The 13,612-nt window shown below is 63.2% G+C and carries 13 protein-coding genes; 9 read left to right on the top strand and 4 right to left on the bottom strand.

All coding sequences use genetic code 11. The features are described from left to right. Position 1 precedes the first annotated feature (1 nt). From V1292_RS17535 to V1292_RS17520, 4 genes are read left to right on the top strand one after another with little or no spacing between them, the layout of a single operon-like run. Positions 2-1,039: an NAD-dependent epimerase/dehydratase family protein gene (locus tag V1292_RS17535; protein WP_334377082.1), complete on the top strand. Its 1,038-nt coding sequence runs from the start codon at positions 2-4 to the stop codon at positions 1,037-1,039. After that, positions 1,026-1,850 carry a GNAT family N-acetyltransferase gene (locus V1292_RS17530; RefSeq protein WP_334373976.1) on the top strand — a complete coding sequence of 275 codons (825 nt, stop codon included), beginning with the start codon at positions 1,026-1,028 and terminating at the stop codon, positions 1,848-1,850. Before V1292_RS17535 ends, V1292_RS17530 begins: the two co-directional genes overlap by 14 nt. Positions 1,851-1,861: 11 nt before the next feature. After that, entirely contained in the window at positions 1,862-2,917 is a 1,056-nt protein-coding gene (locus V1292_RS17525) for a dihydrodipicolinate synthase family protein (RefSeq protein ID WP_334373975.1), read from the top strand. Next, the gene (locus tag V1292_RS17520) at positions 2,905-3,693 is read left to right on the top strand and encodes an ABC transporter ATP-binding protein (RefSeq protein WP_334373974.1); all 789 of its coding nucleotides are present in this window, start codon (positions 2,905-2,907) and stop codon (positions 3,691-3,693) included. The genes V1292_RS17525 and V1292_RS17520 overlap by 13 nt, the downstream gene beginning before the upstream one ends. Positions 3,694-3,706: 13 nt before the next feature. Here the strand turns inward: V1292_RS17520 and V1292_RS17515 are convergent, their stop codons facing one another. The 3 genes from V1292_RS17515 to V1292_RS17505 are packed head-to-tail and all read right to left on the bottom strand — an operon-like array spanning position 3,707 to position 7,633. Continuing rightward, a complete protein-coding gene (locus V1292_RS17515) occupies positions 3,707-4,810 on the bottom strand; it encodes an ABC transporter ATP-binding protein (RefSeq protein ID WP_334373973.1) in 1,104 nt (367 codons plus the stop codon). Between the two features lie 28 nt (positions 4,811-4,838). Continuing rightward, complete coding sequence (locus tag V1292_RS17510; protein WP_334373972.1) at positions 4,839-5,873, bottom strand: ABC transporter substrate-binding protein; 1,035 nt, start codon at positions 5,871-5,873, stop codon at positions 4,839-4,841. A gap of 23 nt (positions 5,874-5,896) precedes the next feature. Next, positions 5,897-7,633: an ABC transporter permease gene (locus V1292_RS17505; RefSeq protein ID WP_334373970.1), complete on the bottom strand. Its 1,737-nt coding sequence runs from the start codon at positions 7,631-7,633 to the stop codon at positions 5,897-5,899. A gap of 282 nt (positions 7,634-7,915) precedes the next feature. Here V1292_RS17505 and V1292_RS17500 point away from each other — a divergent pair, with 282 nt between their 5' ends. Then, on the top strand, positions 7,916-9,310 hold the full coding sequence (locus V1292_RS17500) for an MFS transporter (RefSeq protein WP_334373969.1): 1,395 nt from the start codon (positions 7,916-7,918) through the stop codon (positions 9,308-9,310). Positions 9,311-9,464: 154 nt separating this feature from the next. Here V1292_RS17500 and V1292_RS17495 read toward each other — a convergent pair whose 3' ends face one another. Then, positions 9,465-9,893 (bottom strand): DUF1772 domain-containing protein, encoded by a 429-nt coding sequence (locus tag V1292_RS17495; protein WP_334373968.1) that lies wholly within the window; start codon positions 9,891-9,893, stop codon positions 9,465-9,467. A 100-nt stretch (positions 9,894-9,993) separates the two neighbouring features. On the opposite strand from V1292_RS17495, the gene V1292_RS17490 reads away from it, so the two are divergent. From V1292_RS17490 to V1292_RS17475, 4 genes are all read left to right on the top strand, one after another. Beyond that, positions 9,994-10,416, top strand: coding sequence for a MarR family winged helix-turn-helix transcriptional regulator (locus tag V1292_RS17490; RefSeq protein ID WP_334373966.1), 423 nt, complete (start codon positions 9,994-9,996; stop codon positions 10,414-10,416). A gap of 181 nt (positions 10,417-10,597) precedes the next feature. After that, positions 10,598-11,047: a (2Fe-2S)-binding protein gene (locus V1292_RS17485; protein ID WP_334363992.1), complete on the top strand. Its 450-nt coding sequence runs from the start codon at positions 10,598-10,600 to the stop codon at positions 11,045-11,047. 10 nt (positions 11,048-11,057) lie between these two features. Further along, positions 11,058-13,244, top strand: a complete 2,187-nt coding sequence (locus tag V1292_RS17480) for a xanthine dehydrogenase family protein molybdopterin-binding subunit (RefSeq protein WP_334373965.1) — start codon at positions 11,058-11,060, stop codon at positions 13,242-13,244. A 53-nt stretch (positions 13,245-13,297) separates the two neighbouring features. After that, entirely contained in the window at positions 13,298-13,591 is a 294-nt protein-coding gene (locus tag V1292_RS17475; RefSeq protein ID WP_334373963.1) for a c-type cytochrome, read from the top strand. The last annotated feature ends 21 nt before the right edge of the window (positions 13,592-13,612 follow it).

Here is a 13,612-nt window from a genome sequence, read left to right as displayed (position 1 = left end):
GATGCTGCTGACGCGCGAGAACCTGCCGCAGACGATCGCCGATATCACCGCACTCGACGAGCTGCTGTGCCGCCCGAGCCAAGCATTGATCGACGATCTACGCAAGGTCGACGGCGACATCATGATCCTGGGTGTTGCCGGCAAGATGGGGCCGACGCTGGCCGGCCTTGCCAAGGCGGCCGCGCCGGAGCGCCGCGTGATCGGCGTGGCCCGCTTCAGCGATCCCGCCGTCAAGGACTGGCTGCAGGCGCGCGGCGTCGAGACCATCAACTGCGACCTGCTCGACGAAAGTGCCATCAAGGCGCTCCCGAAAATTCCGAATATCGTCTTCATGGCCGGACGCAAGTTCGGCGCCGAGGGCGACCTCTCGCTGACCTGGGCGATGAATTCGCACGTCCCTGCCCTGGTCGCGCAGGCCTTTGCGACCTCGCGTATCGTCGCGTTCTCGACCGGCTGCGTTTATCCGTTCGTGCCGGTTAACGGCAAGGGCTCGGCTGAGGATATGGCGCCCGATCCGCCGGGCGAATATGCGCAATCCTGCGTCGGGCGCGAGCGCATGTTCGAGTATTTCTCACGTAAGCATGGAACGCCCGGACGGCTGTTTCGGCTGAACTACGCGATCGACATGCGTTACGGCGTGCTGCACGATATCGCGAGCAAGGTGTTGCAGGGCCAGCCGATCGACGTCAGCCTCGGCCATGTCAATTTCATCTGGCAGGGCGACGCTTCCTCGCAGGCGCTGCGCTGTCTCGCGCATTGCGAGACGCCGACCTCGCCGATCAATGTCAGTGGCCACGAGATCCTGGCGGTGCGCGATCTTGCCGCAAAATTCGGCCAGCGCTTCGGCCGCGCGCCCGTGATTGTCGGCAAAGAGGAGCCGACGGCGTGGCTCACCAACACGTCGCAGGCGGTGAAACTATTCGGCTTGCCGATCGTCGACACCGAGCAGCTCATCAGTTGGACCGCCGATTGGGTGTCGCGTTCGATGCCGAGCCTCGGCAAACCCACCAAATACGAGGTGCGCGATGGCCGCTATTGAGCCCATCGACATCGTCGAACTCGATGTCAGCGATGCGAAGGCCGGGCTCGTGCTGTCGACCGAAGCCGGCTGGAACCAGAACGAAGCCGACTGGTGCTTTTTCCTGAGCCATGGGATCGTATTCGGCGCGCGCGGCGGCGACCGGTTGGTGGCATCAGCGGCGCTCCTGCCCTACTCGGCGGGCAATGCCTGGATCAGCATGGTGCTGGTGACCGCCAATTTTCGTCGGCGCGGCCTTGCGACCAGGCTTGTCGATACGTGCCTGGAAGCGGCCGCGCGGCGCCGGCTCACAATCTGGCTTGATGCCACGCCGGCTGGCGCGACCGTCTATGGTCCGCTCGGCTTTGCGCCAACGCTGCAATTACGGCGGTTGCGGTTGGAAAAGCCGCAAGGCACCACAGCGACAAGGCCGCTAGCGGCCGGCAGCCTCGAAGCCCTGGCCGCGCGCGATGGCGGCGCCATGGGATTCGACCGCAGCACATTGCTGTCGGAATTTGCCGCGCGCCCGGGTTCTCGCATCGTGTCGGATGCTCGAGCCATGGCCCTGATCCGCGATGGACGCACCGCACGGCACATCGGTCCAGTCCTGGCGGACCACGCCGATCAGGCGCTGGCATTGGTCGACGCCATCACTAGCTCCGAGGCCGGCCCCTGGCTGATCGACGCCGTTCATTCTCAGGATGCGTTTCTGAACGGCCTCGTTCGCTCGGGCTGGAATATCGAGCGGCCATTTCAGCGCATGCGCTTTGGCTCCTCGATCGCCTCGCCCGCGCAACCGCCGTTCGCCGTCGCCGGCCCGGAATTCGGATAGGAATAGCCGCCATGCATCATAGCGAAATCAAGGCCGAGGTTCGAAAGCTGATCGCCGACGGCACCGTGCTTCCGGCGCATCCGCTCGCGCTCGACGCCAACCGCGCACTCGATGTACGGCATCAGCGGGCGCTGACGCGTTATTACCTCGATGCTGGCGCCGGAGGATTGGCCGTGGGCGTGCACACCACGCAATTCGCGATCCGCGACGTCGGCATGTACCGTCCGGTGCTGGAGCTGGCGGCCGAGACCGCCGCTTCATGGACCAAGCGGCCGGTCGCGATGGTCGCAGGCCTGGCCGGTCCGACCCAGCAGGCTGTTGCAGAGGCGCAAACGGCACGCAGCATCGGCTATCACGCCGGCCTGCTCAGCCTGGCTGCGATGAAATCGGCATCCGAGGACGAGATCATCGCGCATTGCGAGGCAGTGGCACGCGAGATCCCGCTGGTCGGCTTCTATTTGCAGCCGGCCGTCGGCGGCGTGATCCTCAGCGCCGATTTCTGGAAGCGCTTTGCGGCCATTGATAACGTCATTGCGATCAAGATCGCGCCGTTCAATCGCTATCGGACACTGGACGTTCTGCGCGGCGTCGCGGCAGCGGGCGCACTCGACCGCGTTGCGCTCTATACCGGCAACGACGATCACATCCTGCTGGACCTCACTTTGCCGTTCGACCTGCGCGACAAGGGCGTCACCACGCGAGCGTACTTCAAGGGCGGCCTGCTCGGGCACTGGTCGGTATGGACCGCGAGCGCGATCAGGCAGTTCGAGATGTGCAAGGCGGCACGCGGCAAGGACGCCGTGCCAGCCGATCTCTTGGCGCTCGACGCGCGTATCACCGATTGCAACAGCGCGTTCTTCGACGTTGCCAATAATTTTCACGGCTGCATCGCCGGTTGCCACGAAATCCTGCGGCGGCAGGGATTGATGCAAGGTCTCTGGTGTCTCGATCCGGCCGAAGGGCTGAGCCCCGGCCAGATGCAGGAGATCGACCGCGTCTGCCGCGAGCATGCCGATCTCTCCGACGACGCCTTCGTGCAGGCGAACCTGCAGAAATGGCTGGCATGACGGCGGACGAGCCCTTCATCAGCCTGCGCAACGTCCGCAAGGTTTACCGGTCCAAGGGCGCGGAATTCCTCGCCGTCTCCGACGTCACCATGGACGTGAAGGAAGGCGAACTGGTTTCGCTGGTCGGCCCGTCCGGCTGCGGCAAGACCACCGTGCTCAAGATCCTGGCCGGATTGCATGATGCCGATGGCGGCACGATCAAGATCGGCAATGCGAACACATCGTTCGACCCCGCTCGCGACATCGGCATGGTGTTCCAGCAGGCCCTGCTGCTGAAATGGCGAACCATTTTGGATAACGTGCTGCTGCCGGCTGAAATCGTCGGCCTGCCGATGAAGGCTGCGCGGAGCCGCGCCCGCGATCTGCTCAACCTGGTGGGCCTGGCTGGCTACGAGGATAAATACCCGCAGCAATTGTCCGGCGGCATGCAGCAGCGCACTGCGATTGCGCGCGCCTTCATCCACGATCCCAAGCTGATCCTGATGGACGAGCCGTTTGGCGCGCTCGATGCGCTGACCCGCGAGCAGATGAACCTCGAAATGCTGCGGATCTGGCGCGAAAGCGGCAAGACCATCCTGTTCGTGACGCACTCGATCCAGGAAGCGGTGTTCCTCGCCTCGCATTGCGCCGTGCTCACCGCAGGTCCGGCGCGAATGGCGGAATATTTCCCGATCGAGCTGCCGTTTCCCCGCGCATTGCCGATCAAGACCACAGATGAGTTCGGCGCCTATGCGCGGCGAATCTACGCGCGGCTGGGGTTGAGCCCGGGCACGTAAGACCTATCAGCCGCTATTCATATGCCGTCGGTCCCGTATCGCGATAGGCCCAGCAACTCTCCCGCGGCAGTGAAACCCGGGTCTCGACGCCGACCTGATGGCGAGCCGCGGTGCCGAGCTCGACCACCTCCAGCCGCCGGCCGAACAGTTCGATGCCGTAGGCCGTCTGCGTGCCCTGATAGCGGCGGTCGAGAACGCGGGCGGGAAAAATGTTGGCGCCGTCATGTTGGCCGATCGTGATGTTCTCCGGCCGCAGCGCAATACGCACCTTCTCGTCCGGGCCGAGCGAATGCAGCAAAGCCACCTCGCCCCGCCGCCCCTCGCCGAAATCGACGATGCCGAACTGGCCGTTGCGCGACACCAGCGTGCCGGCGAGCTCGTTGGTCGCGCCGGTGAAGTTGGCAACGAACAAATCCGCCGGGCGGTTATAGATCGCATCCGGCGTATCCATCTGCAGCAATTTGCCGTCGCGCATCACGCCGATGCGGTCGCCGAGCACGACGGCTTCGGCCTGGTCATGAGTGACATAGAGCGCAGTCATCCCGGTTTGCTTGAGAATCACGCGCAGATCATCGCGCAGCCGCAGGCGCAGCTTGGCGTCGAGGTTCGACAGGGGCTCGTCGAGCAGCAGTAGTTGCGGCCGGTACACGATGCTGCGCGCCAGCGCCACGCGCTGCATCTGGCCGCCTGATAATGCGACGACCGCTCGATCAGCGTATTCCGACAGACCGACCAGTTCGAGCACTTCATCGACCTTGCGGCGGGCGTCGCTGCGCGAAAGCTTCCGGTGCTTGAGTGGATAGACCACGTTCTGTCGTACCGTCATATGCGGCCACACCGCATACGACTGAAACACCATGCCGAGATCGCGCAGACGTGGCGGCACCAAAACACCACGCTCGGGTGACGAGACGACTTTGCCGGCAATGCTGATTTCACCTGACGTCGGGTGTTCCAGCCCCGCGACGCAGCGCAGCGTCGTGGTCTTGCCGCAGCCAGAGGGGCCGAGCAAAACCACGATCTCGCCGGCCGGCACGCCAAAACTGACGCCATCGATCGCCGGCCGGCCGATCGCAAACTGCTTGCGCAGGTCGGTGACTTCCAGGGTTGCCGTCATCGGTTCGATAATTTCTCTGCTATGACGATCATTGCCCGTAGCCGTAGGCCTTGTTCCAGTCGGCTACCCAGGCCGCGTGCAACTTCACATACTCGTCGAACTTCGGGAACCAGACCTTGACCACTTTTGGATCAAAGCCTTCCGGGTATGCCGGCGGCACCTTCAGTGACGTGAGGTTGCCGAGCTCCTTGATCATGAATGTCTGCCCCTCTTTCGACAGGCACCAGTTGAGAAACAGTTTTGCAGCATTCGGGTGCGCGGCGGTCTTCGGAATGCCCGTGGCATAAGGATTGACCGGCGCGCCTTCCGGCGGAAAGAAGATCTGGATCGGCGCGCCGTCCTTCTGCTTCGGATAAATTGCATTGTAGAGCAAAGGCCCCATCGCGATTTCGCCGCGCACCAGCGAATCTGACATCGGCGCGCCCGATGGATACAACACCGGCTTGGTCGCAGCCTGCTTGGCCCAATAGTCCTCGCCGAGCACCTGGCGCTCGAACATCACCCGGGTCCACGTGGTGCCGCCCGACGGAGCGACCACCTGTCCGGTCAATTTGTTGTATTCGGGCTTGGTGAGGTCCATCCAGTTGTTGGGCGGGTTCTTTACCAATTCCGTGTTGTAGGCGATCGCCCACACCAGCGTGACACGCGGCCAGAGCTGCGGTGCGATCTGCGCCTCGGGATTGTAGTCCGCGGCATTCGGCGGCGCGTAATCCTGGAACATATCCGCCAGAGGCTGCATGAGCGCGCGGTCGGAATGATCGACCACGTCGGCGATCAATTTGCCGGCCGCGGCCTCGGTCTTCACGCGGGTGATGAGCTGGCCGCCGGGCGCGCGCACCATCTCGATCCTAATTTCGGGGAAACGCTTGTTGAACGCCTTGATGACCTGCTGCTCGACCTCGGCGAAATTCGCGGTGTAGTAAATCAGCTTGCCCTCGGCCTTCGCCGCGGCAATCAATTCGGGCGAGCCGAACTCCTGCGCCTGCGCCGCTGCGCTCCATGTCAGCGCAAGACCGGCGATGCCGGCGATTGCAGCAAGCTTGGTGAAGATCCTTCCAGTCATAGCCAATCCTCCCCTTCGTTTTGTTATCCGGTTCGGGCGACACTGCTCTGCGCCGCACCGCGCGACAGCCAATTGGCGCCGCCGATGAGAACGCCGAGCAGAACGGTTTGCACCAGGCTGAATGCGGCGGTCTTTCCGAGGTTGCCGCCTTCGTAGTAGTCGAGCAACAGCACCGACATCACCATGGTGTTGCTGGTATAGAGGAACAGCGACGAGCCGAGTTCACGGATTGCCAGCACAAACAACAGCGTCATCGACGCGATCACCCCCGGCCGCGCCAGCGGCAGCACGATCGTTCTGATGGTGCCGAGCACGCCCTTGCCGCAGACCCAGGCGGCTTCCTCGAGCTCGCGATGGATCTGCAGGAACGAGGTCGACAGCGACTTGACCGTGTCCGGCATGAAGCGCGCGATGAACGCCAGCGCCAGTATCCAGATCGTGCCGTAAAGCCCTGCGGGAATGCCGATCCAGGCCCAGAGGTAGGCGACACCGACCACGAGGCCTGGGATTGCGACCGGCAAGGTCGAGATCACGTCGATCCAGCGGCGGCCCATCACCTGGGTGCGGTGAATGGTGTAGCCGATCGCAAATGCCAGCGCACCGCCAACCACCGCTGTGATCAGCCCGACTTCGACCGCGTTGTAGATCGAGCGCATGGTCAGCGGATTGTCGAAGATGCTTTCAAAATGCATCAGGGAATACTGCCTGGCATCGAACAGGCTCGAGACGTCGCGTATGAACATGAACTTGCGGAACGCGGCAACGATCAGCGCGAACAACGGCAGCACCACGACGACCAGGAGATAGACGATGCCGAGACCGAAGGTGAACCAGCGCCAGCGCCCCAGATCGAGGCTACGCGGACGGAACGCCTTGCCGGCGACGGTGGTGTAGCTGCGGCCGCTCAGCACCTTGTGCTGCAGGAATACGAGCAGGCCCGTGACGACCATCAGGATGATCGCCACCGCTGCGGCGGTGTTGTAGAGCGGCGGTGACCAGTTGGTGAGCTTGAAAATATAGGTGGTCAGCACGGCAAGGTTGGTCGGCGCGCCCAACACCGCCGGAATGCCGTAGATGCCGAGCATCACGATGAACGACAGCAGCATGCCCGAGATGATCGCCGGCATGATCAGCGGAAACGTCACCGAGAACAGCGTCGCGAAGGCGCTGGCGCCGGAAATCTCGGCGGCCTCCTCCAGGCTCGGATCCATGTTGCGCAGCGCCGAAGAGGTGAACATGTAGACATACGGCGCGTAGTAGATGCCGAACACGAACACCAATCCCCACATCGAATAGAAGTCGACGCGCCAATCCAGCCCCACCCATTTGAACATGGTGTTGATCAGGCCGGTCTTCGGCGAGCCGAGGATCGCCCATGCGACGCCCGCGACCAGCGGCGGCGCGAACAATGGCAGGATGCTGGCGGCCGCGATAAAACCCTTGCACGGCGTATTGGTGCGGACAACGATCCAGGAAAACAGCAATCCGACTGCCACCGCGATCAGCGTGCCGCCGCCACAGGCAATCAGCGTGTTGGCGAGCGCTTCGGCGACATTCGGGTTCGCCAGCACGGTGAGAAAGTTGGTCACCGAGAGATGACTGAGGCTGATGCCGTCGACCACCGGATTGGTATCGGTAAGCGCGCCGAGCAGCAGCATCAGGATCGGATAGATGACGAGAAAGCCAAGGATCGCCAGCAGGAGGGAAACCCACAGGCCGGCCCCTACGCGCCCACGCCTGCCCCCGCTTACGCTACGCATGGCTTCGCTGCGCCGGCTCGCCAGTCCGTTCAAAGCGTTTCCTCTCGCCGTGACCGTCTTTTTATGAAATTGCGGTCGCTGTGCGTCTCAAGCCTAGTCGATCGCTTGGCGGGCGGGAAGGTATCCGAAGGTCGGCGCGCGGATTTGGCGCGGATGGGGCTTTTTCCGAGGCCGACGGTCAGTTCGCATATGCATCATGCAACGACGCGCCTGTGGTCCGTGCTGCGTCCGTAGTACACGCCGCAGAGGGCGCGACCGCCCCGGCGTGGAGAGCCCGAGAGAATGTCACTGGATACAACCGCAAAGTCGCCCGCCCCCACGCCCATCGACGGCTTGCCGCCGGAACTCAGGCGTTGGGCAGTGGCGGCGATCTTCACCGCGCTGGCGCTGGCCTCGCTGGATACGGCGATCGCCAATATCGCGCTCCCCGCCATCGCGGCCGACCTACATGTCAGCCCGGCCGACGTGGTCTGGGTCGTCAATATCTACCAGATCGCGCTGGTCGCGACGCTGCTGCCGCTCGGTGCACTCGGCGAAATCGTCGGTCATCAGCGCATCTATATCGGCGGCCTCGTTCTGTTCACGCTGGCCTCGCTTGGTTGCGCCTTGGCATGGTCGCTGCCGAGCCTGACGGCGGCGCGGGCGCTGCAGGGGCTGGGCGCCAGCGGCATCATGAGCGTGAATGCGGCGCTGGTTCGTTTCGTCTATCCGACGCGCATGCTGGGGCGCGGGTTCGGCCATAACGCGCTCGTGGTCGGAACGGCATTCACCTTCGGTCCGACCATTGCGTCCGCGATCCTTGCGATCGGAACATGGCCGTGGCTGTTCGCGATCAACCTTCCGTTCGGGCTGATCGCAATCTGGATCGGCCTGAAGACCTTGCCCAAAACGCCGCGCGCGAAACACGCGTTCGATTTTGCGAGTGCAGCGCTGACGGCAGGCTGTCTCGGGCTGTTCATCATCGGCATCGGCAGCGCGGCACATCAGGCGCCGCCCGTCCTGGTCGGGCTGGCGCTTGGCGCAGCATTGCTGCTCGGTTGGATCATGACCCGCCGAGATGCGGACCATCCGGCGCCGATGTTGCCGATCGACCTGTTCCGGCGGCCGATGTTCGCGCTGTCGGCCGCCACGTCGGTCTGCACATTCGCGGTGCAGGGACTGGCCTTCGTTTCGCTGCCCTTTTACTTCGAAGACGTACTGCACCGCTCCCAGGTCGAGACCGGCTTCTTCATGACGCCCTGGCCATTGGTGGTGGCGATCATGGCGCCGATCGGGGGCCGGCTCTCCGATCGCTATCCTGTCGGCATTCTCGGCGGCATCGGGCTGGTATTGCTCGGCATCGGCATGGCGCTGCTGGCAACGCTGCCTTCGGATCCTAGCGTTGCCAACATCGTCTGGCGCACGGTGATTTGCGGAATCGGATTCGGCTTCTTTCAAACGCCGAATTTGCGGGCGCTGATGTCGAGCGCGCCGCCGCACCGCAGTGGCAGCGCGAGCGGCATCGTAGCAACCGCTCGTCTCACCGGGCAGACACTCGGCGCCGCGCTCGCGGCCCTTTGCTTTGGGCTGGCCGGTCACGACGGTGCGACGGTCGCACTGATGCTGGGGGCCGGATTTGCCGCGCTCGGAAGCCTGATGAGTTTTCTGCGTCTGGCGGTGGGCACCGAAAAGACATGATGCAACGCGGGGACACACCCCGGTTCGCTGCGCCTAGAGCCTGGTTCTGATTGAATCAGAACCAGCTCTAGATTCTTGTTTTGACGCGTTTTCTTGACGCGAACCGGTGTCCACCCCGGATCAAGTCCGGGGCAGGCTTTCGCTTGAAAACGCTCTAATTGAGCGCCCAAAGATAAGCCAGCGTTGCCGCGATCCCGAGCCCCGTTCTGACCGCGTGCAACCCTCCCCACTTCACGATCAGCGCACGTGACTGCGGGCCGGCGTCATTCTCGTCGATAGCGTTCAGCAGGCGGTTGGTCGGCATGATGCCGATCAGTGTATAGGGCCAGTTGGCGAGAATGAGCACCGCGCCGACGATCCAGCGCCAATCCCGCGTCAGCCAGGCAGCGGTCAGGCCGAGCACGCCGGAAATGACGGCGCAGCTCGCCTGCATCATAAAGCCGCGCGCGTAGCTGGGCTTCCACTGCCTCAAGAGGCCCCGGTCATCGAGGCCGAGACGCGCCGGCTGTTCGGCGAAGTTGATGAAGAAGGCGGCACCGGCGAACGCCGCCGCGACGACCATTGCAAGCTGTCCTGCAAACATTAATCACTCCACACTCGTTTTGCTAATTGACAATATATTGTCATCTTGGATATTAATTGTCAAATGACGACGAAACGACACACGGCCCGGCGGTCAGGCTTTGACCGAGCTGGTTCTCGCCGTGTTCCGCCTCAATGGACGCCTGCTCGCGGCCGGTGACCGGCTTGTTTCGGACCTCGGCCTCACCAGCGCGCGCTGGCAGGTGCTGGGCGCAATCGCGCTTGCGCCAAGTCCGCAACCGGTGGCCTGGCTTGCGCGCAGCATGGGACTCAATCGACAGGGAGTTCAGCGCATTGTGAACGAGATGGCAGAGGATGGCCTCGTGGAGCTGCGGCCCAATCCGAATCACCGTCGGGCGCACCTCGTCGCGCTAACCAGGCGTGGGCAGGATACCTTCGAAACCGCCAGCACGCTCCAGGTTCCGTGGGCAAACGCCCTCGCGAAGGGGCTTAGTCCCGAAGAGCTCGCCGCGATGACCCGTATCGCGAAGCTGCTGAGCGAGCGCCTTGATAAGTCCGTCTAGCCTCTATCCCCCGAACGAAGGACACCCGATCGGCCAGGTTGCGGAAACCTGGCGTAACACCGGCGAATCGACTTTCTTCCCGTTCGTCAAGTGCGCGTTTTCTTGATTTGAACTGTTCTATTTTCTCGGATCACATCGCGCCCGGTTCAATTGGCGAATTGGACTCAAAAAGGGACATGCGATGGCAAACCTCACAATCAACGGCAAAACAATCAATGTGGACGTCGAAGACGACACGCCACTGCTCTGGGCTATCCGGGAGAATGTCGGGCTGACCGGCACCAAATATGGCTGCGGCATTGCACTATGCGGCGCCTGCACCGTTCACGTCGACGGGGTCGCGATGCGCTCCTGCGGCATGACGGTCAGCGAGGCCGTCGGCAAGCAGATCACCACCATCGAAGGTCTCGCCTCAGAAGGCGCGTTGCACAAGGTGCAGCAGGCATGGGTAGCTAACGACGTCCCGCAATGCGGCTTTTGCCAGAGCGGCATGATCATGGCGGTCGCAGCCCTTCTCAAGGAAAAGCCGAAGCCGACCGACCAGGATATTAACGAGGCCATCACCAATATCTGCCGATGCGGGACCTTCCAGCAGGTCCGCGAGGCGATCCACGCCGCCGCGAACGCTTGAGGGGGACGCCATGAACAAGCACGTCACGCCCAAACTCAATCGCCGCAGCTTTGTGATCGGCACGGCTGCCGCCGGCGCCGGCCTCGCACTCGGTCTTGATATTCCCTTCGGCGGGCCGAATGTGGTTCGCGCCGCCGACGGCTCGCCCGAGATCAATGCCTGGGTGGTGATCCGCCCCGATGACACTGTCGTGATCCGCATCGCCCGCTCGGAGATGGGACAGGGCTCACTCACCGGCCTCGCGCAACTCGTCGCGGAAGAGCTTGAATGCGACTGGTCGAAGGTCACCACCGAATATCCTACGCCGGGTCAAAGTGTCGCACGCAAGCGCACCTGGGGCGACTTCTCGACCGGCGGCAGCCGCGGCATCCGCGCCAGTCATGAATATGTCCGAAAGGGCGGCGCCACCGCGCGCATGATGCTGGTGCAGGCCGCCGCGAACGAATGGAAGGTGCCGGCCTCGGAATGCACGGCCGCCAACAGCATCATTACCCACACGCCGTCGGGCAGAACCACGACCTATGGCAAGGTGGTGGAAGCGGCAGCCAAGCTCGAGCCGCCGGCTGACGTGAAGCTGAAAGATCCCAAGGACTGGAAGCTCGCCGGCAAGTCCCTGAAGCGGCTTGATACGGTGGAGAAGACCACCGGCGCGATGATCTACAGCATCGATGTCAAGCTGCCGGGCATGCTCAACGCCACGATCAAGGATTGTCCCGTCTTCGGCGGCAAGCTGAAGAGCTACGACGAAGCCAAGGTCGCGGGCATGAAGGGTGTCAAAAAGGTCGTCCGTGTCGGCGACACCGCAGTCGCCGTCATTGCCGATACCTGGTGGCACGCCAAGACCGCGCTCGACGCGTTGCCGGTCGTCTGGGACGAAGGCGAGAACGCCAAAGTCTCCAGTGAGTCGATCGCCAAATGGCTGGCCGAAGGCCTCGACAACGCCCAGCCGGCTTACATCGGCAACCAGAACGGCGACGCCAAGGGCGCGATTGCCTCTGCCGCCAAGAAGATCGAGGCGGTCTACAACTATCCCTACCAGAACCACGCCACGATGGAGCCGCTCAATGCCACGGCGATCTATACGCCTGACAAGTGCGAGGTCTGGTGCGGTACGCAGAACGGCGAAGCGGCATTAGCTGCTGTGCTGGAAGCATCGGGATTGCCGGCCGAAAAATGCGATGTGCACAAGCATATGGTCGGCGGCGGCTTCGGCCGCCGTGGCATGACCGATTATGTCCGGCAGGCGGTTCTGATTGCCAAGCAGATGCCGGGCACACCGGTCAAGCTGTTGTGGTCGCGCGAAGAGGACATGCTGCATGGCAAATATCATCCGGTCACGCAATGCAAACTCACCGGGGCCTTCGACGCCGATAACAATCTGACGGCGCTGCATGTCAGAGTGTCAGGACAGTCGATCCTGTCCTCGGCGCGTCCGGCAGCGCTGGAAAACGGCAAGGACCCGGTGGTGTTCCAAGGGCTCAATGCCACAGGCGAGGCAGCGATCGGCTACAGCGTACCGAACTTGCTGATCGAGCACTCGATGCGCAATCCGCACGTCCCGCCCGGATTCTGGCGCGGCGTCAATCTCAATCACAACGCGATCTACCTGGAATGCTTCATGGATGAACTCGCCAATGCAGTGGGCCAGGATCCCCTTGAATTCCGCCGCAAGCTGATGAGCAAGCATCCCAAGCACCTCGCCGTGCTCAATGCGGTGGCCGAGAAGATCGGCTGGGGCAAACCCGCGCCGCAAGGCGTCCATCGCGGCATCGCGCAGGTGATGGGCTTTGGCAGCTATGTCGCAGGTGCCGCGGAAATCTCGGTCACCGACGACGGCAAGATCAAGGTGCATCGCATCGTCGCCTCGACCGATCCGGGCTACATCGTCAACCCGGCGCAGGTCGAGCGGCAGATTGCCGGCTCCTTCGTCTATGGCCTGTCCGCCCTGTTCTACGGCGGCTGCACGGTGAAGGACGGCAAGATCGAGCAGACCAACTTCGACACCTACGATTCAATGCGCATTGCCGCGATGCCGAAGGTGGAAAGCGTCATGGTGCCGAGCGGCGGCTTCTGGGGCGGCGTCGGCGAGCCGACCATCGGCGTCGCCGCACCCGCGGTGCTCAACGCCTACTTCGCGGCAACCGGCAAGCGGATCCGTTCGGTCCCGCTGAAAGACCAGAACATCACGTTTGCCTGAGAGTAACGGGCGGCGGCCTCTCCGGCCGCCACTCGCTTATCGAGAGATTTCTGATGAAAGCCTTGTGTGTCGTCATCGGGCTGGCAACGGTCATGGCGTCGAGCCTGCCGGTGCTTGCGGCTTCCGATCCCCCGCCCGGCGCGGCGTCCTGCTCCGGCTGCCACTCCGGTGGGGCGACCGGTTCGTCCGTTTCGCGGCTGAACGGCCGCGACGCCGGCGAGATCGCGACCGCGATGGCTGGATTTCGCGACGGCTCGCTTCCCGCTACGGTGATGAACCGCATCGCCAAGGGCTTTTCCGACGATGAGTTGCGCGCGATGGCGGCGTGGCTCGCTGCACAAAAGTAAGGGGCCGCCAGCATGGGCGTA

The sequence above is a fragment of the Bradyrhizobium sp. AZCC 1719 genome (assembly GCF_036924525.1).
GTDB lineage: Bacteria > Pseudomonadota > Alphaproteobacteria > Rhizobiales > Xanthobacteraceae > Bradyrhizobium.
Note: the sequence above shows the minus strand (reverse complement) of the source record. Positions and strands in the feature narration are given on the sequence as shown.